The sequence below is a fragment of the Kitasatospora sp. NPDC098652 genome, assembly GCF_044760155.1.
GTDB lineage: Bacteria > Actinomycetota > Actinomycetes > Streptomycetales > Streptomycetaceae > Kitasatospora.
On record NZ_JBIWAQ010000009.1, the window covers coordinates 162222 to 183636 of the forward strand.

At 74.0% G+C, this 21415-nt stretch carries 20 protein-coding genes and 1 pseudogene; 14 read left to right on the top strand and 7 right to left on the bottom strand.

The genetic code is table 11. The annotated features are described in order from the left end of the window. The first annotated feature begins 53 nt into the window (after positions 1-53). Genes ACIQWA_RS21075 through hemQ form a run of 3 tightly spaced genes read left to right on the top strand, consistent with a single transcriptional unit; the run spans position 54 to position 2821 of the window. Positions 54-623 carry a Uma2 family endonuclease gene (locus ACIQWA_RS21075; RefSeq protein ID WP_402484499.1) on the top strand — a complete coding sequence of 190 codons (570 nt, stop codon included), beginning with the start codon at positions 54-56 and terminating at the stop codon, positions 621-623. Positions 624-656: 33 nt separating this feature from the next. Further along, positions 657-2099: a protoporphyrinogen oxidase gene (gene hemG, locus ACIQWA_RS21080; protein ID WP_402484501.1), complete on the top strand. Its 1443-nt coding sequence runs from the start codon at positions 657-659 to the stop codon at positions 2097-2099. Then, the gene (hemQ, locus tag ACIQWA_RS21085) at positions 2096-2821 is read left to right on the top strand and encodes a hydrogen peroxide-dependent heme synthase (protein ID WP_350509318.1); all 726 of its coding nucleotides are present in this window, start codon (positions 2096-2098) and stop codon (positions 2819-2821) included. The genes hemG and hemQ overlap by 4 nt, the downstream gene beginning before the upstream one ends. Positions 2822-2899: 78 nt before the next feature. On the opposite strand, the gene ACIQWA_RS21090 is transcribed toward hemQ, so the two are convergent. From ACIQWA_RS21090 to ACIQWA_RS21100, 3 genes and pseudogenes are all read right to left on the bottom strand, one after another. After that, complete coding sequence (locus ACIQWA_RS21090; RefSeq protein ID WP_402484502.1) at positions 2900-3682, bottom strand: TIGR04222 domain-containing membrane protein; 783 nt, start codon at positions 3680-3682, stop codon at positions 2900-2902. Positions 3683-3751: 69 nt separating this feature from the next. Continuing rightward, positions 3752-4858: a TIGR04222 domain-containing membrane protein gene (locus tag ACIQWA_RS21095; RefSeq protein WP_402484504.1), complete on the bottom strand. Its 1107-nt coding sequence runs from the start codon at positions 4856-4858 to the stop codon at positions 3752-3754. A 28-nt stretch (positions 4859-4886) separates the two neighbouring features. After that, positions 4887-6262, bottom strand: a pseudogene (locus ACIQWA_RS21100) (DUF692 domain-containing protein). A gap of 261 nt (positions 6263-6523) precedes the next feature. Here ACIQWA_RS21100 and ACIQWA_RS21105 point away from each other — a divergent pair. The 8 genes from ACIQWA_RS21105 to ACIQWA_RS21140 all read left to right on the top strand — a co-directional run bounded on the left by ACIQWA_RS21105 (position 6524) and on the right by ACIQWA_RS21140 (position 14288). Further along, positions 6524-7450, top strand: a complete 927-nt coding sequence (locus tag ACIQWA_RS21105) for a GNAT family N-acetyltransferase (protein ID WP_402484506.1) — start codon at positions 6524-6526, stop codon at positions 7448-7450. Between the two features lie 117 nt (positions 7451-7567). Further along, the gene (locus tag ACIQWA_RS21110) at positions 7568-8371 is read left to right on the top strand and encodes a hypothetical protein (RefSeq protein WP_402484508.1); all 804 of its coding nucleotides are present in this window, start codon (positions 7568-7570) and stop codon (positions 8369-8371) included. A gap of 121 nt (positions 8372-8492) precedes the next feature. Continuing rightward, complete coding sequence (locus ACIQWA_RS21115; protein ID WP_402484510.1) at positions 8493-9503, top strand: MBL fold metallo-hydrolase; 1011 nt, start codon at positions 8493-8495, stop codon at positions 9501-9503. A 209-nt stretch (positions 9504-9712) separates the two neighbouring features. After that, positions 9713-11608 carry an ATP-binding protein gene (locus tag ACIQWA_RS21120; RefSeq protein ID WP_402484512.1) on the top strand — a complete coding sequence of 632 codons (1896 nt, stop codon included), beginning with the start codon at positions 9713-9715 and terminating at the stop codon, positions 11606-11608. Next, complete coding sequence (locus tag ACIQWA_RS21125; RefSeq protein WP_402484514.1) at positions 11605-12051, top strand: roadblock/LC7 domain-containing protein; 447 nt, start codon at positions 11605-11607, stop codon at positions 12049-12051. The genes ACIQWA_RS21120 and ACIQWA_RS21125 overlap by 4 nt, the downstream gene beginning before the upstream one ends. Next, positions 12048-12401 (top strand): DUF742 domain-containing protein, encoded by a 354-nt coding sequence (locus ACIQWA_RS21130; RefSeq protein ID WP_360236052.1) that lies wholly within the window; start codon positions 12048-12050, stop codon positions 12399-12401. The genes ACIQWA_RS21125 and ACIQWA_RS21130 overlap by 4 nt, the downstream gene beginning before the upstream one ends. 136 nt (positions 12402-12537) lie before the next feature. After that, on the top strand, positions 12538-13098 hold the full coding sequence (locus ACIQWA_RS21135; RefSeq protein WP_402484731.1) for a GTP-binding protein: 561 nt from the start codon (positions 12538-12540) through the stop codon (positions 13096-13098). Next, complete coding sequence (locus ACIQWA_RS21140; protein WP_402484516.1) at positions 13095-14288, top strand: cytochrome P450; 1194 nt, start codon at positions 13095-13097, stop codon at positions 14286-14288. Before ACIQWA_RS21135 ends, ACIQWA_RS21140 begins: the two co-directional genes overlap by 4 nt. Before the next feature lie 60 nt (positions 14289-14348). On the opposite strand, the gene msrB is transcribed toward ACIQWA_RS21140, so the two are convergent. From msrB to ACIQWA_RS21160, 4 genes are all read right to left on the bottom strand, one after another. After that, complete coding sequence (gene msrB, locus ACIQWA_RS21145) at positions 14349-14759, bottom strand: peptide-methionine (R)-S-oxide reductase MsrB (RefSeq protein WP_360236058.1); 411 nt, start codon at positions 14757-14759, stop codon at positions 14349-14351. A gap of 22 nt (positions 14760-14781) precedes the next feature. Next, entirely contained in the window at positions 14782-16170 is a 1389-nt protein-coding gene (gene murC / locus ACIQWA_RS21150) for a UDP-N-acetylmuramate--L-alanine ligase (protein WP_402484734.1), read from the bottom strand. 124 nt (positions 16171-16294) lie between these two features. Continuing rightward, the gene (locus ACIQWA_RS21155) at positions 16295-16756 is read right to left on the bottom strand and encodes an indole-3-glycerol phosphate synthase (RefSeq protein ID WP_360236061.1); all 462 of its coding nucleotides are present in this window, start codon (positions 16754-16756) and stop codon (positions 16295-16297) included. Between the two features lie 51 nt (positions 16757-16807). Continuing rightward, positions 16808-17599: a pyrimidine reductase family protein gene (locus ACIQWA_RS21160; RefSeq protein ID WP_402484518.1), complete on the bottom strand. Its 792-nt coding sequence runs from the start codon at positions 17597-17599 to the stop codon at positions 16808-16810. 175 nt (positions 17600-17774) lie between these two features. Between ACIQWA_RS21160 and zapE the strand changes: the two genes are divergently transcribed. From zapE to uvrB, 3 genes are all read left to right on the top strand, one after another. Then, positions 17775-18821, top strand: coding sequence for a cell division protein ZapE (gene zapE / locus ACIQWA_RS21165; RefSeq protein ID WP_360236403.1), 1047 nt, complete (start codon positions 17775-17777; stop codon positions 18819-18821). Positions 18822-18934: 113 nt separating this feature from the next. Then, positions 18935-19243: a helix-turn-helix transcriptional regulator gene (locus tag ACIQWA_RS21170; RefSeq protein WP_360236067.1), complete on the top strand. Its 309-nt coding sequence runs from the start codon at positions 18935-18937 to the stop codon at positions 19241-19243. 44 nt (positions 19244-19287) lie between these two features. Next, entirely contained in the window at positions 19288-21378 is a 2091-nt protein-coding gene (gene uvrB / locus ACIQWA_RS21175; RefSeq protein WP_402484520.1) for an excinuclease ABC subunit UvrB, read from the top strand. Positions 21379-21415 lie beyond the last annotated feature (37 nt).

The following is a 21415-nucleotide window of genomic DNA, read 5'->3' on the forward strand; positions in this document are numbered from 1 at the left end:
CGCACAGACCGAGCAGCGGCTCTCCGCGCCTCGGGACTCGCTATCTTGGGGGCATGAGTGAGCTGCCGGACTGGATGTACGCGCCCAGAGCCGAGGGCTGGTTCGCCGACGACCTCGACCACCTGCCGCAGGCGCCACGTCACACCGAACTGATCGACGGAGCACTGGTCTTCATGATGTCTGCTCAGCGTTCGTGGCACGGTCGGGTCGTGAGGAGGCTGACCACCGCGCTGGAGAGGTTGGTGCCGGATGGGATGCTGGCCGAGAACGAGATGGCGATCAAGCTCGACCGGCGCAACCGGCCGGAACCGGACGTGGTGGTTGCGACGGCAAAGTACGACCCCGATCGCACCTGGCACGACGTGGCCGACGTGCAGCTCGTTGTCGAGGTCGTCTCGCCGGAGTCCGCTCACCGTGACCGTACGGTCAAGGTCCGCAAGTACGCCGAGGCCGGGATCCCGCACTACTGGGTGGTCGAGGAGGAGGACGGCGAGCCGGTCGTGCACGCCTACGAGCTGGATGTCCCGACCTCGGCCTATGTGGCTGTCGGGATCTTCCGGGGGGAGCTCGAACGGTCGGTGCCGTTCCCGATCACGATCGATCTGAGCACGCTGGCTGATTGAGGCCTTCGTGTAAGGACCTGCGAGACTGCGAGCATGTCGGATGCACAGGTCGTCGTCGTCGGTGGTGGGATCGCGGGGCTGGCTGCGGCCGCCTTCCTGAGCGGGGCGGCCGGGGGGCCGGCGCGGGCGCGGGTGATAGTGCTCGAGGCGTCGGGGCGGGTCGGCGGGAAGCTGTGGGGCGGCGAGGTCGGCGGGGTCCGGGTGGACCTCGGGGCCGAGTCGGTGCTGGCGCGGCGGCCGGAGGCGGTCGAGCTGGCCCGGGCCGTCGGGCTGGGGGAACAGCTGGAGCCGCCGACCGGCGCGAAGGCGGCGATCTGGACCAGGGGCGCGCTGCGACCGCTGCCGGGCGGGCAGGTGATGGGCGTCCCGGGCGACCTGGAGGCGCTGGCCGCCTCCGGGGTGCTCAGCGCCGAGGGGCTGGAGCGGGCCCGGCACGAGCGGGCCGGCGAGGTCGGGGAGGACGTCGCGATCGGCCGCTACGTCGCCGACCGGCTGGGCCAGGAGGTGGTGGACCGGCTGGTGGAGCCGCTGCTGGGCGGCGTCTACGCCGGTCGCGCCGAGGAGATCTCGCTGCGCGCCGCCGTGCCGCAGCTGCTGCCGATCGCCCGGGGCGGCGGCTCGCTGGTCGAGGGCGTGCACGCGCTGGCGTCCCGGCCGCAGGTGGTCGGCACCCCGGTGTTCCAGGGCCTGCGCGGCGGCCTCGGCACCCTGCCGGAGGCGGTGGCCGCGGCCTGCGTGCGGGCGGGTGTGGACCTGCGCACCGACACCCCGGTGGAGGAGCTGCGCCGCACCCCCGAGGGCTGGCGGGTGGTGGCCGGCGGCGAGGTGCTGACCGCCGACGCCGTGGTGCTGGCCGTCCCGGCGCCGGCCGCGGCCCGGCTGCTGCGGGCGGACGCCCCGGCGGCGGCCGCCGAGCTGGACACCGTCGAGTACGCGGGCATGGCCCTGGTGACGCTGGCGTTCCGCCGCGCCGACCTGCCCGAGCCGCCGACCGGCAGCGGCTTCCTGGTGCCGCCGGTGGACGGCCGCCGGATCAAGGCCTCGACCTTCTCCTCCAACAAGTGGGGCTGGCTGGACCGTTCCGCCCCGGACGCCTTCCTGCTGCGCACCTCGCTGGGCCGCCACCGCGAGGACCAGGTGCTGGAGCTGCCGGACGAGGAGCTGGTGGCCCGCTCGCTGGCGGACCTGGAGGAGGCGGTCGGCCTGACCGCCCGGCCGTACGACACCTTCGTGTCGCGCTTCACGGCGGGCCTGCCGCAGTACCCGGTGGGCCACCCGGAGCGGGTGGCCCGGGTGCGGGCGGCGGTGCGGGCGGTGGGCGGCCTGGCGCTGTGCGGCGCCGCGTACGACGGGGTGGGGATCCCGGCCTGCATCGCTTCGGCGGCCGCCGCGGTGGCGGCCGTCGGCGAGCACATCGACAGACCGTCGACCCCGGCGACCGGGGACGGTTCCACGGAGAGGACAATGGGCGCATGACTGAGAGCGTTGAGCGGGAGCCCGAGCAGCGGCCCGAGAAGAAGAAGGCACGCGACCTGAACCAGGTCATCCGCTACACCATGTGGTCGGTGTTCAAGCTCAAGGGCGCCCTGCCCGAGGACCGCACCGCCCTCGCCGCCGAGGTGGACGAGCTGTTCGCGCAGCTGGACGCCAAGGACGTGACGATCCGCGGCACCTACGACGTGTCCGGGCTGCGCGCGGACGCCGACCTGATGATCTGGTGGCACGCCGAGGACTCGGACGACCTCCAGGAGGCGTACAACCGCTTCCGCCGCACCGGCCTGGGCCGCCAGCTGGAGCCGGTCTGGTCCAACATGGCCCTGCACCGCCCGGCCGAGTTCAACAAGTCGCACATCCCGGCCTTCCTCGCCGACGAGCGCCCGCGCGACTACGTCTGCGTGTACCCCTTCGTCCGCTCCTACGAGTGGTACCTGCTGCCGGACGCCGAGCGGCGCGCGATGCTCGCCGAGCACGGCCAGATGGCCCGCGGCTACCCGGACGTGCGGGCCAACACGGTGGCCTCGTTCGCGCTCGGCGACTACGAGTGGCTGCTCGCCTTCGAGGCGGACGAGCTGCACCGGATCGTCGACCTGATGCGCGACCTGCGCCCCTCCCGGGCCCGGCTGCACGTCCGCGAGGAGGTGCCGTTCTTCACCGGCCGCCGCAAGCCGGTGAGCGAGCTGCTGAACGGCCTGGTCTGACCCGCGCCGCACCGGAGGCCGGCTCCCCCCGCTCGGGCGGGGAGCCGGCCTCCGGCGTTCGTGCGGTTCGGCCGCGGTTCAGCCGCGGTGCGGGCGCAGGGCGGCGCGCAGGCGGGCGTCGGGGAGCACGGCGGGGCCGTTCATCGCGACGGCGGTGAGCAGTTCGCGCTCCTCGTCGTCGGCGAGGCCGCGCTGGCGGGCCGGGCGGACCTCGCGCAGCACCTCCTGGCCGGTCGGGGAGGCCCAGCGGGTGTACGGGTAGACGTCGACCCGGGCCATCAGCAGGGTGCCCGCGGTGAGCACCAGCGGCAGCGAGAACCAGGCGAACGGGGCGAGGGTGTCACCGCCGGTGAAGCCGCTGAGCGAGACCGCGGCGGCGAGCAGCACCACCGTCAGCAGCATCGCGTGCCGGACCTGGCGCACCGCCACCACGGTGTTGCGCTGGACCAGGGCCGGGGTGGCCAGGCCGGCCAGCGCCAGCCGGGCGCCGATCTCCAGCACGGTGGGGTGCTCGCCCATCGCCCGGCGCAGCTCGTCGGTACGGCACTGGCCCTCGGGGCCGACGGTGGCGATCACCGCCCGTTCCAGCCGGCTGCGGCCCCTGGGGTCGACCACGGTGGTCCAGCCGGTGTGGGCGAGGTGCAGGCGGCCGCGGCCGGCCATCAGGACCAGGGCGAGTTCGACCACCCGGTCCGGGCCGCCGGCCAGGTAGGCCGTCTCGTACAGTCCGATGCCGACGGCCTCCGGTGGGCGCAGCCCGTCCTGGTCGGCGAGGGCATCGGCGGTGGCGGTCATCCGCACCAGCCGGAGGCAGGACAGCACCGCCGCGACACAGGCCGGTATCAGGAACAGCAACCACATGGGCTTGTTCTATGCCTGGGGCCCCGGCGCGGGGAACGGCTTCCCGGGGCGCGATACCGAACTGTGACGTCAGGAGCCGCCGCAGCTGCTCCCGCAGCTCGACCCGCAGCTGGAGGAGGAACCGCAGCTGGAGTGCGAGGAGCCGCAGCTGCTGGAGTGCGAGGAACCGCACGAGGAGTGGTGCGAGGAGCCGCAGGAGTGGTGGTGGGTGGAGCCGGAGCCGGCGGAGCCGCACGAGGCGGTGGCGGCGGCGCCACAGGAGGAACCGCTCGACGAGGAGTTGCTCGACGAGGAGTTGCTCGACGAGGAGTTGCCAGCCGAGGACCCGCTCGACGAGGACGACGAGGAGAAGAAGGACGAGGACGCCTGGGCCTGTCGCACCGCCTCGTCCTCGGCCGCCGCGGCCAGCATCGCGGCCTCCAGCTCCTGGTTGTCCAGCGCGGCCGCGGCCAGGCCGCCGAGGGCGACCGCGCCCAGCATCGCGCCGCCCGTCAGCCGGGGGGAGACACCGGAGCCGGGCGTCCACGGGGTGCCGCCCCGCATCAGCGCGAGCTGGCGGTGCCCGGCCGGGGTGACCCGGCCGTCGGCCGGGCGGGTGGCGAGCAGGGTGACGGCGCCGAGGAGCAGCAGCAGGCCGGGGTACCAGAGGTTGGGGCGGTCGTAGAGGGCGGCGCCGTCGTCCAGCAGCAGGGCGAGCCCGGCGAAGACCACGACGTCGAGCATCGCCAGCCAGAGCAGCCGCCGTGCCACGCGGGCCCGGTGCAGCCGTTCCGGACGGCGCATCAGGCCGCGGTCGGCGAGCCGGTCGCCGATCTCCTGGACGGCGGCGGAGCGCGTCACCGTGCGGCGCAGCGCGCCGAGTTCCCGGCTGCCGGTCGGGCCGACGGCGTCGTGCACGGCCTGGTCGACCGCGTCGTACGGCCGGGCGCCGGTGAGGGTGACCAGTCCGGCGCGGTTGATCACGACCTGCTCGCCGAGGTGCATCCGGATCAGCGCGGTGTCGAAGACCCGGCCCGGGCCGCCGGCCAGGAAGGCGGTGTCCAGCAGAGGCAGGCCGCGGCCGGGCAGGCCCTGCGGGCGGGGCACGTGGGTGACCCGCTGCCGGGCCTGGGAGGCGTACAGTGCGGCCGCGACCAGCAGGAGGGCCGGGATCAGGAAGTAGCTGTTGTGCCACATGGGCGGTTCCCCCGAGTGAGACGTCGGATCAGTGGCCGCGCAGGGCCCGGCGCAGCCTGGCGAGTGGGCCGGGCGGCGGCTCGGGCGCCGGGTGGAGCCACTGCTCCAGGGCGCGGCGGTGGTCGGCGGCGGACGGGCCGCCGTCGGTGAGCACCCACGCGGCGAAGGCCCGGGCGTCGGCGTGGTAGCCGCCGGTCTGCGGGTGGGTGCGGGCGTAGGCGAGGAAGAGCGGCCCGTACTGCGCCCCGAGCAGGCGGGGCAGGTCGGGGGCGACCTTCGCGGTGGTGTCGCGCCGCTTGGCGGCGAGGCCGGTGGACTGGGCGCGGACCTGGTCCGGGTCGAAGCCGGGCGGGACGGGCCCGCCGGCCACCAGGGCGGCCAGCAGTTCCGTCTGGCGCCGGGCCAGGCGCTCCCGGGCGCTGTCGGTGGCGCACTCGGTGCGGTCACCGGTCGCGTCCTCGGCGCCGGCGGGCCCGGTCGGCTCGACGCGGTCCAGGTCGGGCGTCATCGGGTGCTCCCCTCCAGCACCCGACGGATGGCGTCCAGTTCACCGGCCAGTTCGGAGGGCGGCGGGAAGTCGGCGTCCCGTTCCAGCAGGACGCCGGGCGGTTCGACCCGCGCGCAGAGTTCGGCCAGGACCTCCAGCACCGGTTCGGTGACGGGGTGGGCGTGGGTGTCGTGCCACACGCCGTCGACCAGGGTGCCGCCGGCGACGTGCACGTAGGCGAGCGCCTCCAGCGGCAGGCGGTCGAGCTCGGCGGCCGGGTCGGTGCCGAGGTTGACCCGGTTGGTGTGCAGGTTGGCCACGTCGATCAGCAGTCGGACGCCGGTCCGCGCGACGAGTTCGGCGAGGAACTCGCCCTCGGTGAACTCGTCGTCGGGCCAGGCGAGTTGGGCGGCGATGTTCTCCAGGGCGAGCGGCACCGGGAGCTGGTCCTGGGCGATCCGGACGTTCTCGGCGATCACCCGCAGCGAGTCCCGGGTGCGCGGGACGGGCAGCAGGTGGCCGGCCTCCAGGCCGCCGGCCCGGACGAAGGCCAGGTGCTCGGTGACCAGCGGGGAGCCGAGCGCGAGCGCCGTTCCGGCGAGCCGGCCGAGCCGGCCCCGGTCCGGCCGGTCGGCGCCGCCGAGGCCGAGGCCGACGCCGTGCGGGACGACGGTGACGCCGCGTTCGCGCAGGACGGTGAGCGAGGTGGGCAGGTGGTCGGCGCAGACGTTCTCGGCGACCACCTCGACCCAGTCCAGGCCGGGCTGGCGCTCGACCACGGTGTCGATCTCGCTGCGCCAGCCGAGGCCGACGCCGAGCCGGGGCGCGGCGGTGTCCACGGCGGCGGTGTCCACCGTGGCGGTGGCGGTGGCAGTAGGGGCGGCGGAGCCGGGCAGGTCCAGGGCAGGGGAGGTCATCGGTTCGCCCCCTTCGGAGGGCCGGGTGGAGAGGCCGTCGGGCGGTGCGGGCGTCGTCGCCAGGACCGCGCGGCCGTGTTGCTGAGGATGTCCCCGGGCGGGGTGGCTGCCAAGCCTCACCCGGTCTTCTCAGAGCATTATTTGAGCTTGCCGTCCAGGTGATCGAGGACTCCGGCCCCCCGTCCGGGGCGACTCCGCAGCTGGGCGGCCCGCGGGAAATTCGGAGGCGGTCGCGGGTGGTCGCGGATAGCGTGCGAATCCATGACTGATACCGAACTGACGATCCGAGACTTCCGCCCCGCCGACGCCGAGGCGGTGGCGGCCGCCCACCGGGCCGGCCGCGAGCACCTGGTGATGAGCGCCGAGACGCTGCTCTGGATGAACGCCCGGACCAATCCCGAGGAGCACTTCCGCACCTTCGTCGCCGAGTTGGACGGCCGGGTGGTCGGCGCGGTGCGCTGCGGACTGGTGCTCGGGACGACGACCACCGGCGTCGGCTACGCCAACGGAAGCGTGCTGCCGGAGTTCCGGCGGCGCGGCGCGGCCACCGCTCTGCTGGCCGCGGCCGAGCGGCACCTGACCGCCCACGGGGTGGCCGAACTGCACACCTGGCTGGACGACGAGCCCGCCGCCCTGGCCTTCGGCACCGCCCGGGGCTACCAGCTGGGGCGCGAAGCCCACTTCGGCGGGCGGGACCTGACCCTCCCGCTGCCGTCGGCGCCGGCGCGCCCGGCCGGCGTCGAGCTGCGCCCGGCCACCGACTGGGCGGACGATCCGCGCCCGCTGTTCCTGGTGGAGGCGGACGCGATCCGGGACGAGCCCGGCGAGGTGGTGATGGACGCCCTGGACTACGAGGAGTGGCTGCGCGGCGACTGGGCCCGGCCGGACCTCGACCTCGGGCTGACGGTGGTCGCCGTGGTGGACGGCGAGCCGGTGGCCCTCACCTTGGCGCAGACCGACGGGGTGGACCGCTACTGGTCCGGGTTCACCGCCTGCCGCCGGGAGTTCCGCGGCCGCGGGCTGGCCAAGCTGGCCAAGCTGGAGTCGCTGCGGCGCGCGGCCGCGGCGGGCCACCGCCGCGCGTACACCAGCAACGACGCCACCAACGCGCCGATGCTGGCGATCAATGCCTGGCTGGGGTACGAGCGCTGCGCGGGGGAGCGCAGGGGGATCAAGCGCCTGGGGTGACCGGGGGGCGCGCGGGCCCGAGCCCCCGATTTGCCGCGAAGGGGGGTATTTCCGGCCACGGACGGGGACATGACCAGGGCGCACAGTTCGTGGTCGAGTCTTCCCCCGGGGGATCATATGGAGATCCTGCTCCAGGTGCTGATCGCATCGGTTCCGGCCGTGATCGGTTTCCTCGCGGCCCGTTCCCTCGCCCGCACCATGCTGTTCCTCCGCTACGGCTTCCTGCGGGCGCTGCTGGCGCCGTACGGGCGGGTGCAGATCGTCATCCCGAGCCTGGAGGTGGCGGAGTTCGCCTTCACCTCGGACGGCTGCCAACTGACCAGCCGCGGGCCGAAGAACGTGCTGTTCGTGCCGATGGCCGAGGCCAGGGCGATAGCGGAGCTGACCGACCTGCTGCGGAAGGTCAACCGCAAGGCGACGATCGAGCTGGTGGTGGCGGGGGCGCAGGACCCGCGGATGCCGACCTTCTCGATCGGCGGGCCGGGCGTCAACTCCTACTCCGGCGGCGTGCTGGACGCCGTGTTCCCGGACTTCGCGGTCGAGTACCCGGACGAGGCCCGCGCCCGCTGGGGCGGGATGACCTTCGAGGCGCTGTCCAACCCGGCCGGGGAGCTGATCCGCGACCACGGCTTCATCTTCGTCACCCGTACGCCCCGGCACGCGCCCTGCGTCGTGCTCTGCGGGGTGTTCGCCTTCGGTTCGGCGATGGCGGTGGAGGCCCTGACCTCGGCGAACCGGGGCTCCCCGCTGGCGGCGCTGTTCCGCTCGGGGGAGAAAGGATTCGTCGCGGTGGAGGGGCGGGTGATCGGGCTGGACACGGTGGACGTCACGGTCGAGGTCTGCCGGGTGCTGCCCGCCCAGCGGTCCGACGTCCCGTCGGGGTTCCGGGGTGAGGTGTCCACGAGTCGTCCCGAGCCGTGAGACGATTGGTCTCGACCACGTGGTGCGAATCCGGACAGTGCGGGAGGGAACGGGGCACTAACTCCAGCTGGTCGTACAGCTTTTGCCCCATCCCTGACACAACATGGGCATAATCGCGCGCATGACGATCAACCGTGCGAACGTGAGCGCGATTGCCGAGGACCTGTACGTGTGGCTCCCCCCGAAGCGGGGCTGGGGCCTGGCCAACTGCGGCCTGCTGGCCTCCGAGACCACCGCGCTCTGGATCGACACCCCGTACGACCCCTCACTGGCCGGGGAGTTCCTGGCCGCCAGCCGGCGCCTGCTGCCGACCGGGGTCGAGATCGACCGGGTGGTCGTCACCCACGCCAACGGCGACCACCTGTGGGGCGCCGGAGTGCTCCCCGACGCCGAGGTGATAGCCACCCGCGAGGCGCTGGAGCACATCCACTGGGAGCCCACCCCCCAGCAGCAGCACGCCCTGCTCACCAACAGCGACCCGGACTCCCCGCTCGGCGGCTACCTCCGCGAGCACTTCGGGGGCTTCGACTGGTCCACCACCGAGCCGGTGCACCCGGACACCGTCTTCACCGGCGAGCTGGAGCTCAAGGTGGGCCGCTACCCGGTGCGGATCACCAGCCTGCCCGCCGCCCACACCGGCGGCGACCTGATGGTCCACCTGCCGCACCAGCGCGTCGTGTTCACCGGCGACGTGATCTTCTCCTCGACCTCCGAGCAGCCCGGCGACCACCCCTCGCACTGGGCCGGCCCGCTGGAGAACGTCATCGGCGCCTGCGAACAGGCCCTGGACACCGGCGCGGAGATCTTCGTCCCCGGCCACGGCCCGGTGCTCGACCGCGAGGGCGTCCAGGAGCACATCGGCTACCTGGCGTACGTCCGCGAGCGCGCCCACACCCTGCACGCCGCCGGGATACCCGCGCTGGACGCCGCCCGGCGGGTGATCGCCGAGCAGCGCCACCCCGAGCTCGGCCTGCCCGAACGGCTGGTGCTCACCGTCGCGGCCGAGTACCGGCACCTGGACGGCTCCGAGCTGCCCGGCATCCTGGACGCCATGGGCCAGGTCGCCCTGGTGGCCCGCGAACTGGCCGAGGACTCGGCCCGGATCCCGCGTCCGCGCTCCGCCGGGAACTGACCGCGGGGAACTGACCGCCGGGGCACCGGCCGCCGGGTACCGACCGCCGGGACACCGGCCGGAACCCCGGCCGGACCCCGCGCGCGCCCGGCACCCGCACTCCCGCACCCGCACCAGCGCACCCGCGCGCACCCCGCTCCCGAGCTCCGCCCGGAACCGCACCCCGGGCGCAGACCCGGGCCGAGCAGCAAGGACACCCGAGGACCCCGATGACGCAGATCGCGCTGATCGCGCTGATCGTCCTGGCGCTGGCCGCCACCGCCACCGCGGTCGTGCTCGCCCGCGGCCGGGCCGCGGCCGTCCGCCGGGCGGTGGCCGCCGAGGCCGCGCTCGGCCAGAGCGCGCAGCAGGCCCGCGCCGCCGAGGCCAAACTCGCCCGCGCGGAACGCCAGCGGGACGAGGCCCAGGAGGCCGTACGGAACGCCGCCGAGCAGACCAGGCGGGCCGAGGAGCACACCCGGGCCGCCGACCAGCGGGGCGCCGCCGCCAACGCCCGGGCCAAGGAGGCGAACGCCGGCATCGGGGAGGCGAACGCCCGCGCCGCGGCCGCCGAGGCCCGGCTGGCCGCCGCGGACCGCGCCGCCGCCGCGCTGCTGGCCGAGATCGGCCACCTCGCCCAGGAACGGGTCGTCGCCACGGCCGTCCGGCTGACCCACACCAACGCCCCGGCGGTCGGCCCGCTGGACCCGCAGGCCGTCGGCCCCGAGGGCGTCCGGGCGTTGCAGTCCGTGCTGGACGCCACCACCGCGGCCCTCGCCGACGAGCGCGAGCGGGTCGACGCCGCCGCCCGGGCCGCCATGCGCGGCGCCACCTCTCGGATCCAGACCCTGCTCTACCAGATCCAGAGCCTGGTCCAGCAGCTCCAGCACGACAACGACGACCCCCGGCTGCTGGAGGTCGACTTCCGCAACGAGGTCGCGCTGCGCCGGATCCAGACCGTCGCCGTGCTCTGCGAGGCCTGGCCGGGCCTGGCCCGGACCGACTCCCCGCTCGCCGAGGTGGTCGTCGGCGCGCTCTCCCGGGTGCCCGGCTACGCCCGGATCAAGGTCGCCAACCACCTGCGCGAGCAGCGGCTGGCCGTGGTCGCCCGGGCCGCCGAGCCGATCGCCATCGCCATCGCCGAACTGCTCGCCAACGCCACCGCCTACTCCCACCCGGAGACCGACGTCCCGGTCACCGTCCAGCAGGGCGGCCGCGGCGCGCTGGTGATCGTCGACGACAGCGGCATCGGCATGGACGAGGACCAGCTGCGCCGGGCCCGCCGACTGCTGGCCGGCCCGGCGGACGTGCTGCTCACCGAGCTGGGCAACCCGCCCAAGACCGGCTTCGCGGTGGTCGGCAAGCTGGCCCGCCAGTACGGCTTCACCTGCCACATCGAGCCCTCGCCGTACGGCGGCATGCGGACCCTCCTGCGCATCCCGGCCGCGCTGGTGACCACGGTGGACGACGAGCAGCCGCTGTCCGTGCTCACCCCGCTGCCGCTGCGGGCCGGCAGCGGCCCGGCTCCGGCGCCCACCGTCGCGGCCGTCCCGCCGATGCGCGACGCCGACGAGCAGGGCCCGCCGGTGCTCGCCGACCGCCACAACCAGCCCGGGCCGCACCCGGCGCCGGCCATCCACGTGGTGCCCGACCCGGAGGCGGGGGCCACCCCCGACGGGGACGGCAGCGGCCTGCCCAGTCGGCGCCGCCGCCGCCCGCGCACCGGCGAGGAACCGGGGGCGGCGCCCGGGGCACCGGCCGCCGGGGGAGCGTCCGGCGGGGCACCCGCCGCCGGGGCCGCGGGCGGCCCGGGGGAGCAGCCCGCACCGTACGTCCGCACCCCCGAGCGGGCCGCCGCCCACTGGCAGGCCCTGCAGCGCGGCACCGACTCCGGCCGGGCCGCGGCGGCCCAGGCCGCCCCGGGCACCCCCGGCAGCACGGCGACCGGCGACACCCCCAGCACCGACGGGACCGGCAGCACCGGCGAGACCCGCAGCACCGGCGAGACCCGCAGCACTGGCGACACACGCAGCACTGGCGAGACCCGCAGCACCGGCGACACCACCGCCGGCCGCGACACCGGTGACCACACCACCGGACCGACCTTAGAAGGAGCCGAGCAGTGAGCAGCTCGCCCAGCCCGACCGCCACCGAAGAGATCTCCTGGGTGCTGAACCCGCTGCTGGAGCTCCCGGGGGTGCTGCACGCGGTGGTCGCCACCGGTGACGGCCTCGTCGAGGCCGCCTCCGACGGCCTCGGCCGGGCCTCCGCCGAGCGGGTCGCCGCGATGACCGCCACCGTGCACGCCGCGGCCCGCGCCTTCACCACCGCCTTCACCGACGTCGAGCGGCCCCGGCTGGCCCAGACCGTGGTGGAGTCCGACCTCGGCTACGCCATCGTGGTCCCCGCCGGGGAGAACACCTCGCTCGCCGTGTTCACCGCCCCGGACGCCCAACTCGGCAACGTGGCCTACCAGATGCAGCTCCAGGTCGCCGCCCTCGGCCGGGCCCTGGCCAGCCCGTCCCGGCAGCAGGAGGCCGGCGCGCAGGGCACCCCGACCGGGTCATGAGCGCCGTCCCCCGCAGGCGGATGGTGCCCGCCTACCTGGCCACCGGCGGCCGCAGCCGCCCCGGCACCGACGGCTTCGAGCGGCTGACCGTCCTGTTCGCGGACCGCGCCGAACCGCCCGCCGACCTCGACCCGGAGCACCGCCGGCTCTGGGAACTGCTGCGCCCCGGCGCGCTGACCGTGATGGAGGCCGCCGCGCACCTGCGCCTGCCGGTCAGCGCCACCGTCTTCCTCGCGGCCGACCTGGTCGAGGCGGGCTGCCTGCGCGCCCGCGCGCCGATCCCGCGCGCCCAGCAGACCGACCGCTCCATCGTCGAGAGGCTCCTCGTTGGACTCCGTGCGCTCCGGTGACCCCGGTTCCGGCCCCGGCCAGGTCCCCGGCCCCGGCCCGGGCCCGGGCCTCAGCCAGGTCCCCGGTTCCGACCACGGCCTCCCGGCCGGGCGGTCGAGCCGGGTGGGCTACCTGCCCGACCGGGACCAACTGCTGATGAAACTGGTGGTCGCCGGCCCGTTCGGGGTCGGCAAGACCACGCTCATCCGCACCCTCTCCGAGATCGCCACCCTGCACACCGAGGAGGCGATGACCGAGACCGGCCGACCGGTGGACGACCTGGCGGGCCTGCCGGAGAAGACCACCACCACCGTCGCGGTGGACTTCGGCCGGCTCACCCTGCCCGGCAACACGGTGCTCTACCTGTTCGGCACCCCCGGCCAGCGCCGCTTCTTCCCGCTCTGGCAGGACATCGCCCGCGGCGCCCTGGGCGCGCTGGTGCTCGCCGACACCCGCCGGCTGGCCGACTCCTTCGAGATCATGGACATGGTCGAGGAGCAGGGCCTGCCGTACGCCGTCGCCGTCAACACCTTCCCGGACTCCCCGGAGCACCCGCCCGAGGTGCTGCGCGCCCACCTGGACCTGCACGCCGCGACCCCGCTGCTGCTGTGCGACGCGCGCGAGCGCGGCAGCAGCCTCGACGCGCTGATCGCCCTGGCCGAGCACGTCCTGGACACCCTGCCCGCCACCGTCACCGATCCCCAGGAACGCCCGTGACCGTCGAGACCCGACCGACCCCGATCTACGGCCCGGTCTTCGCCGCCGACCCCCAGCTGGCGTACGAGCGGCTGCGCCGCCACGGCGCCGTCGCCCCGGTCGAGATCGCCCCCGGTGTCGAGGCCCTGCTGGTCACCGACTACCAGGCCGCACTGGACCTGCTGCGCGACACCGACACCTTCTCCAAGGACTCCCGCGCCTGGCAGGCGACCCTCCCGCCGGACTCCCCGCTGCTGCCGGTGCTCGGCTACCGCCCCACCGCGCTGTTCAGCGACGGCGCGACGCACGCCCGCTACCGCGCGGTGATCACCGACGGCCTAGCCCTGCTCGAACCGCACCGGCTGCAGCGCCAGATCGCCGAGGTCGCCCACCGGCTGATCGACCGCTTCGCCGCGGTCGGCAGCGCCGACCTGATCGCCGAGTACGCCCGTCAGCTGCCCGCCTTCGTGCTGACCACCGGGTTCGGCGTGCCGGAGGAGGAGCACGCCGAGGTGGTGGCCGCGATCACCGGGCTGATCGAGTCGGGCGCCCGGGCCGGCGCCGCGTACGGCAAGCTCGTCGCGGTGGTCACCGCGATGGTCGCCGAGCGCCGCGAGCGCCCCCGGCACGACCTGGCCTCCTGGTTCGTCACCCACCCGGTCGGACTGGACGACGACGAGGTGATCCGGCAGATCACCCTGACCATGATCGCCGGGCACGAGCCGACCACCAACCTGATCGGCAACGCCCTGCTGCGCCTGCTCACCGACGCCCGCTACGCCGGCTCGCTGTTCGGCGGCGCGATGACCGCCCACCAGGCGATCGACGAGGTGCTGTGGCACGAACCGCCGCTGGCCAACCTCTCGGCCCACTACCCGCGGTACGACATCACCTTCCACGGCCGCGAGATCGCGGCCGGCTCGCTGGTGCTGGTCTCGTACGCGGCCGCCAACTCCCAGGCGGCGCCGACCACCGACGGCGGCGAGCTGCGCAGCGGCGAGAGCGCCCACCTGGCCTGGGCGGCCGGCCCGCACGCCTGCCCGGCCCGGGACCCGGCCCTGCTGATCGCGATCACCGCCATCGAGCAGCTCACCAGCCGGCTCAGTGACCTCGAACTGGCCACCCCAGCGGGGGAGTTGCTCTGGCGCCCGGGCCCGTTCCACCGCGCCCTGGTGCACCTGCCGGTCCGCTTCGCGCCGGTCGCCGGCTAGCCGGTCGGACAGCACCGAGGGCCCGGCCGCCGCAGCGGTCCGGGCCCTCGGCGAGGGCGGTCAGCCCTCCTCGGCCGGCCGCAGCGTCAGCGAGACGCTGTTGATGCAGTAGCGCTGGTCCGTCGGCGTGCCGTAGCCCTCGCCCTCGAAGACGTGCCCCAGGTGCCCGCCGCAGCGGGCGCAGCGCACCTCGACCCGGCGCATGCCGAGCGAGGTGTCCTCGATGTACTCGACCCGGTCCCCGGCCAGCGGCGCGTAGTACGAGGGCCAGCCGCAGTGGCTGTCGAACTTGGTCTCGGAGCTGAACAGCTCCGCCCCGCAGGCCCGGCAGGCGTACACGCCGACCGTCTTGGTGTCGGTGTACTCGCCGACGAAGGGCCGCTCGGTGCCCGCCTCGCGGAGCACGTGGTACTCCTCGGGGCTGAGCTGGGCGCGCCACTCGGCCTCGGTCTTCTCGATCTCGTAGCTCATCACGACTCCCGCTCGGCGTACGTCAGACGTTGGAAGCAACGTTCGCGAGGTGCCGGAGAATTTCGGGCCCCAGGTTGGTGACGTCGCCGGCACCCATGGTGAGCAGCAGGTCGCCCGGGCGGGCCAGGCCGGCCAGCAGGGCGGGGGCGGCGGCGAAGTCGTGCTCGGGGGTGACGTCGGCGCCGGCCCGGCGGGCGGCGTCGACGATCAGCTCGCTGGTGACCCCGGGGATCGGGTCCTCGCGGGCCGGGTAGATGTCCAGCACCACCGAGGCGTCGGCCAGTGCCAGGGCCTGGCCCATCTCCTCGGCGAGCTGCTGGGTGCGGCTGAACAGGTGCGGCTGGAAGACCACCAGGACGCGGCCCCCGCCCTCCAGGCCCTCCCGGATCGCCTCCAGGTCGGCGGTCATCTCGGTGGGGTGGTGGGCGTAGGAGTCGATCACCTGGACGCCGGCCGCCTCGCCCTTGAGCTGGAGCCGGCGGCGCACGCCGGTGTAGGCGCCGAGCGCCTTGGCCAGGTCGGCGGCCGGGACGCCCAGGGCGACGCCGGCGGCCAGCGCGGCCACCGCGTTGTGGGCGTAGTGCCGGCCGGGCACCGACACGGTGAAGGTCAGCTCCTCGCCGTCCAGCAGGACGGTGACCTCGCTGGTCATGCCGTGGGCGACCACCGAGAGGACGCGCAGGTCGGCGTCCTCGGCGGCGCCGACGGTGACCACGTTGAGGCCCTCGCGGGCGGCCACCCGGGAGGTCAGTTCGCGGGCGCCGTCGTGGTCGGCGGAGACGACCAGGGTGCCGCCGGGGGTGATCCGGCCGACGAAGGTCTCGAAGGACTCGTAGATCTCGTCGATCGAGGCGTAGTTGGCGTGGTGGTCCAGCTCCACGTTGAGCACGATCGCCACCTCGGGCGCGTACTTGTGGAAGCTGCGGTCGCTCTCGTCGGCCTCGGCGACGAAGATCTCGCCGGTGCCGTGCTGGGCGTTGGAGCCGGGCGCGTCCAGGTCCCCGCCGATCGCGTAGGACGGCTCCAGGCCCAGCTCGCCGAGGGCGACGGCGAGCATGCTGGTGGTGGTGGTCTTGCCGTGGGTGCCGGCCACCGCCAGCGCCCGGCGGCCGCCCATCAGCGCGGCCAGCGCGTCGGAGCGGTGCACCACCGGGATGCCGCGCTCGCGGGCGGTGACCAGCTCGGGGTTGTCGGCGCGGATCGCGCTGGAGACCACGATGCTGCTGGCGCCGTCCGGCACGTGCTCGGCGGCGTGGCCGACGTGCACGGTGGCGCCCAGGGCGCGCAGCGCGAGGACGGTCTCGGACTCCTTGGAGTCACTGCCGGAGACGCTGGCACCGCGCACCGCGAGGATCTTCGCCAGGCCGGACATCCCGGCGCCGCCGATGCCGATGAAGTGCGGGGCGTGCAGGTCGTGCGCGGCGTCGTTCAAGGCGTGGCTCCGTACGGGCGGGATCTGGTGGGCAGGCGGACGGGATGCGAATCGTCCTCGCGGGCGGACCGCAAGGACGATTCTGCACCACCGGCGGGCGGAGTCAGGAGTCGCTGGCGAAGAGCCTGAGCACCGGCACCCCCACCTTGTGGCGGGCCTGGGAGGCCCAGTCGCGGTGGAAGAGTTCCTCGACGAAGTGCGGCGAGGTGAGCACCACCACCTCGTCCGCCCGGTGTTCCCCGACCGCCGCGCGCAGCCGGTCCAGCGGCTTCTCCTCGACCAGTTCGCCGATCGCCTCCGCCCCGGCCGCGCGCAGGTGGCGCAGGCTGTGCTCCAGCGATTCGCCGGCCACCGTGGGGGCGTTCTCGGACTCGTCGTGCTCGTGCACCACCTTGTCGAGGTGGCCGAGGGCGACGTCGTCGAGCGCCCGCAGCAGTTCGTCCTGCTTGCCGCGCGGCTGCATCAGGACGACGAAGGACACCTTCTCGTCGCTGTGGAGCGTGGTGACGAGTTCCACGTCCGCGTCCGAGAGCGCCTTTTCGATCATCAGTACCGTCTTGAACACGTGAGTCCCTTCCAGTGGCCGGCCCCCGGGCCCCGGCATCGCATAACGGGATCACGATCGGGGGGTCACGGGGTCATCCGAACCCAGGTGACGCAGGTAGCGAGTGAAGAGGAATCCTTTCTGCTCGATCAATGAGACCAGCCGCATCCGCTGCACGTCCGGCATTTCCGCATCGCGGACGATGCGCGGCGCGTCGCCGCCGGTGACCAGCGGGGCCAGCGACAGGCACAGCTCGTCCAGCAGGCCCGCCGCCGCCAGCTGCCCCAGCAACCGCGGGCCGCCCTCGGTCAGCAGCCGCGTCCAGCCCCGCTCCACCAGGGCCGCCACGCCCGCCCGCAGGTCCACCGAGCCGCGCCCGGCGAGCACCAGGTCGGCCACCTCGGCGACCGCCCGGCGGCGCTCCTGCGGGGCGTCCTCGACGGTGATCACCACCGTCCTGACCAGCGGTTCCGTGAACAGCGGCGCGGCCAGGTCGAGGTCCAGCGAGCGGCTCACGATCGCGATCGCCGGGGCCGGGGACTGCCCCGCCGCGGCCCGCGCGGCCGCGAACTCCGCCCGGGCCCGGGCCGGCCGGTAGCCCTCCGCCCGGACCGTCTCGGCGCCCACCAGCACCACGTCGGACAGGGCCCGCAGCACGCCGAAGATCCGCTTGTCGGCGTCCCCGGACAGGCCCTCGGACAGGCCGTCGAGCCGCGCACCGCCGTCCAGCCCCGCCACCATGTTGGCCCGCAGCCACGGGCGCCCCCGATTCACCTGGTCGGGGTACGCGTAGACGGCGGCGAGCGATTCCAGGTCGGACGGATCGGCGACCGGAGCGCCCAGCGGGCTGATCAACTGTTGCATGTCCCCAGTCTTCCACCGCGGTGCCGGCCGGGGCCGGGTGCTGCGGGGAGCGGCCGGGAGCGGCCGGCGCGGGCCGGCCGGAACGGCCCGGGAGCGGGTTCGGAGGGCGCGGGCACCAGGCGTACCCTCTACTAACGTGCCCGCAGCCTCCCACCCCGCCCCCGCGACCGAGTCGATAGCCGCCGAGAGCCCGGCCGGCGCCCCGATCGCACTCACCGAACGCCGCCCCGTCGTGCCCGCCGAGCGGCTGGTCGCCGAGATGGTCCCGCCGCCCCGGTTCGCCGCGGTGAGCTTCGGAACGTACCTCCCGGACCCGAGCCAGCCCAGCCAGTACGAGGCCGTCCAGGTCCTGGAGCAGTTCGCGGGCACCCTCGGGGGAGGAAACGGTTCCGCGCCCAAGCGCAGCTGGTTCCGCCGCTCCGCCCCCGCGCCCACCGGCCCGGCCGGGGTCTACCTCGACGGCGGCTACGGCGTCGGCAAGACCCACCTGCTCGCCTCGCTCTGGCACGCCGCCCCCGGCCCCAAGGCCTTCGGCACCTTCGTCGAGCTGACCAACCTGGTCGGCGCGCTCGGCTTCCAGCAGGCCGTCCGGACCCTCTCCGGGCACACCCTGCTCTGCATCGACGAGTTCGAACTGGACGACCCGGGCGACACCGTGCTGGTCTCCACCCTGCTCGGCCGGCTGGTCGAGAACGGCGTCAAGCTGTGCGCCACCTCGAACACCCTGCCGGAGAAGCTCGGCGAGGGCCGTTTCGCCGCCGCCGACTTCCTGCGCGAGATCCAGGGCCTGTCCGCCCACTTCCGCCCGATGCGGATCGACGGCCAGGACTACCGCCACCGCGGCCTGCCCGACGCCCCGCCGCCGTACCCCGACGACACCGTCGAGGCCGTCGCCGCCCGCACCCCCGGCGCCTCGCTGGACGACTTCGACGCCCTGCTCGCCCACCTCTCCGCCGTCCACCCCAGCCGCTACGGCGCGCTGCTGGACGACGTCAGCGCGGTCTGCCTGCGGGGCGTGCGCCAGGTCGACGACCAGTCCACCGCGCTGCGCCTGGTCGTCCTCGCCGACCGGATGTACGACCGCGAGCTGCCCATCACCGCCTCCGGTCTGCCCTTCGACCAGGTCTTCCCGGAGGACATGCTGCGCGGCGGCTACCGCAAGAAGTACCTGCGCGCCATCTCCCGCCTCGTCGCCCTGGCCCGCGACAGCGCCAAGTCCTGAGCCGTGACCTCCCGCTTGCTCGGCAGTTGTACCCACTGCCGAGCAAGGGGGAGAGGCATGACCGGCGACGGGTCCCGGGCGAGCTACCAGATCGAGATCCGGGAGGAGCAGCGATGAGCAGCGGCTACCACACCCGCTGGGTCGTACCGCCGGAGCACCGCGAGAGTGAGGAGTACCGGGCGGCCGGGCGGCGGATGGCGCTGGCCGAGGCCGTGTACGCGCGCCGCTCCGCGCTCGGGTGGACGCTCGCCGAGCTCGCCGAGCGGGTGGGGCTGGACGAGGAGACGGTCGAGAGCATCGAGGAGAGCGGCGTCGACCCGACCCTGCCGCTGATCGAGCGGCTGGCCGCCGCCTTCGACTCCGTCGTCCGCATCGATCCGGCCCACGAGCCCGCGATGACCTTCGAGGCGCACGCGGCCTGAGGGAAGCGGCACCGGTTGTCACTGGTGGGTCGTACGGTGGAGGCGTGCGTCCCATCACGAGTATTGAGCGGTCCGTGGCGCCCTTCGAGGTCGTCAGCCCCTACCAACCCAACGGTGACCAGCCGGCGGCGATCGCCGAACTGGAACGGCGGATCAGGGCGGGGGAGAAGGACGTCGTGCTGCTCGGTGCCACCGGTACCGGCAAGTCGGCCACCACGGCCTGGATGATCGAGAAGCTGCAGCGCCCCACCCTGGTGATGGCGCCGAACAAGACGCTGGCCGCGCAGCTGGCGAACGAGTTCCGCGAGCTGCTGCCGAACAACGCGGTCGAGTACTTCGTCTCGTACTACGACTACTACCAGCCGGAGGCGTACGTCCCGCAGACGGACACCTACATCGAGAAGGACTCCTCGATCAACGAGGAGGTCGAGCGGCTGCGCCACTCGGCCACCAACTCGCTGCTCACCCGCCGCGACGTGATCGTGGTCGCCTCCGTCTCCTGCATCTACGGCCTCGGCACCCCGCAGGAGTACGTGGACCGGATGGTCCCGCTCAAGGTCGGCCAGGAGATCGACCGCGACGTGCTGCTGCGCCGCTTCGTCGACATCCAGTACGCCCGCAACGACGTGGCCTTCACCCGCGGCACCTTCCGGGTCCGCGGCGACACCATCGAGATCTTCCCGGTCTACGAGGAGCTCGCCGTCCGGATCGAGATGTTCGGCGACGAGATCGAGTCGCTCTACACCCTGCACCCGCTCACCGGCGAGATCATCAGCCAGGACGAGCAGATCTACGTCTTCCCCGCCTCGCACTACGTGGCCGGCCCCGAGCGCATGGAGCGGGCGATCACCGGCATCGAGCAGGAGCTGGAGCAGACGCTCGGGAGGCTGGAGAAGCAGGGCAAGCTGCTGGAGGCCCAGCGGCTGCGCATGCGCACCACCTACGACATCGAGATGCTGCGCCAGATCGGCACCTGCTCGGGCGTCGAGAACTACTCGATGCACTTCGACGGCCGCGAGCCGGGCTCCCCGCCGAACACCCTGCTGGACTACTTCCCGGAGGACTTCCTCCTGGTCATCGACGAGTCGCACGTCACCGTCCCGCAGATCGGCGCGATGTACGAGGGCGACGCCTCGCGCAAGCGCACGCTGGTCGAGCACGGGTTCCGGCTGCCCTCGGCGATGGACAACCGTCCGCTCAAGTGGGAGGAGTTCCTGGGGCGGATCGGGCAGACGGTGTACCTGTCGGCGACGCCCGGGGCGTACGAGCTGTCGCGCGGCGACGGCCAGGTCGAGCAGATCATCCGCCCGACCGGGCTGATCGACCCCGAGGTGATCGTCAAGCCGACCGAGGGCCAGATCGACGACCTGGTGCACGAGGTCCGCAAGCGGGTCGAGCGGGACGAGCGCGTCCTGGTCACCACGCTGACCAAGAAGATGGCCGAGGACCTCACCGACTACATGCTGGGCCTGGACATCCGGGTCCGGTACCTGCACAGCGACGTGGACACCCTGCGCCGGGTGGAGCTGCTGCGGGAGCTGCGGGCGGGCAAGTACGACGTGCTGGTCGGCATCAACCTGCTGCGCGAGGGCCTGGACCTGCCCGAGGTGTCGCTGGTGGCGATCCTGGACGCGGACAAGGAGGGCTTCCTGCGCTCCGGCACCTCGCTCATCCAGACGATCGGCCGCGCGGCCCGCAACGTCTCCGGCCAGGTGCACATGTACGCGGACCGGATCACCCCGTCGATGGAGAAGGCGATCGACGAGACCAACCGGCGCCGGGCCGTGCAGCAGGCCTACAACAAGAAGCACGGGATCGACCCGCAGCCGCTGCGGAAGAAGATCGGCGACATCCTGGACACCCTCGCCCGGGAGGACGTGGACACCGACGAGCTGCTCTCCAGCGGCTACCGGGGCCAGGGCAAGGGCAAGGCCCCGGTGCCGGCGCTGGGCGCGGGGCGCAAGCCGGCCAAGTCGCTGCCGGCCGCCGAGCTGGCGGAGCTGATCCAGGAGATGACGGACCGGATGCACACGGCCGCCGCAGACCTCCAGTTCGAGGTCGCGGCGCGGCTGCGCGACGAGGTCAAGGAGTTGAAGAAGGAGCTGCGGCAGATGCGCGAGGCGGGCGTGGCCTGAGGCCCGCCGTGCGGGGCTTGGCCGGATCGGCACCGGT

What these genes read in the sequence shown, in the direction of transcription:
- hemQ (WP_350509318.1), top strand. Translation starts at nt 2,096, where the DNA reads ATGACTGAGAGCGTTGAGCGGGAGCCCGAGCAGCGGCCCGAGAAGAAG.
- ACIQWA_RS21135 (WP_402484731.1), top strand. Translation starts at nt 12,538, where the DNA reads ATGAAACTGGTGGTCGCCGGCCCGTTCGGGGTCGGCAAGACCACGCTC.
- ACIQWA_RS21130 (WP_360236052.1), top strand. Translation starts at nt 12,048, where the DNA reads ATGAGCGCCGTCCCCCGCAGGCGGATGGTGCCCGCCTACCTGGCCACC.
- hemG (WP_402484501.1), top strand. Translation starts at nt 657, where the DNA reads ATGTCGGATGCACAGGTCGTCGTCGTCGGTGGTGGGATCGCGGGGCTG.
- ACIQWA_RS21115 (WP_402484510.1), top strand. Translation starts at nt 8,493, where the DNA reads ATGACGATCAACCGTGCGAACGTGAGCGCGATTGCCGAGGACCTGTAC.
- msrB (WP_360236058.1), bottom strand. Translation starts at nt 14,759, where the DNA reads ATGAGCTACGAGATCGAGAAGACCGAGGCCGAGTGGCGCGCCCAGCTC.
- ACIQWA_RS21105 (WP_402484506.1), top strand. Translation starts at nt 6,524, where the DNA reads ATGACTGATACCGAACTGACGATCCGAGACTTCCGCCCCGCCGACGCC.
- ACIQWA_RS21170 (WP_360236067.1), top strand. Translation starts at nt 18,935, where the DNA reads ATGAGCAGCGGCTACCACACCCGCTGGGTCGTACCGCCGGAGCACCGC.
- ACIQWA_RS21090 (WP_402484502.1), bottom strand. Translation starts at nt 3,682, where the DNA reads ATGTGGTTGCTGTTCCTGATACCGGCCTGTGTCGCGGCGGTGCTGTCC.
- ACIQWA_RS21095 (WP_402484504.1), bottom strand. Translation starts at nt 4,858, where the DNA reads ATGTGGCACAACAGCTACTTCCTGATCCCGGCCCTCCTGCTGGTCGCG.
- ACIQWA_RS21120 (WP_402484512.1), top strand. Translation starts at nt 9,713, where the DNA reads ATGACGCAGATCGCGCTGATCGCGCTGATCGTCCTGGCGCTGGCCGCC.
- ACIQWA_RS21110 (WP_402484508.1), top strand. Translation starts at nt 7,568, where the DNA reads ATGGAGATCCTGCTCCAGGTGCTGATCGCATCGGTTCCGGCCGTGATC.
- ACIQWA_RS21160 (WP_402484518.1), bottom strand. Translation starts at nt 17,599, where the DNA reads ATGCAACAGTTGATCAGCCCGCTGGGCGCTCCGGTCGCCGATCCGTCC.
- ACIQWA_RS21075 (WP_402484499.1), top strand. Translation starts at nt 54, where the DNA reads ATGAGTGAGCTGCCGGACTGGATGTACGCGCCCAGAGCCGAGGGCTGG.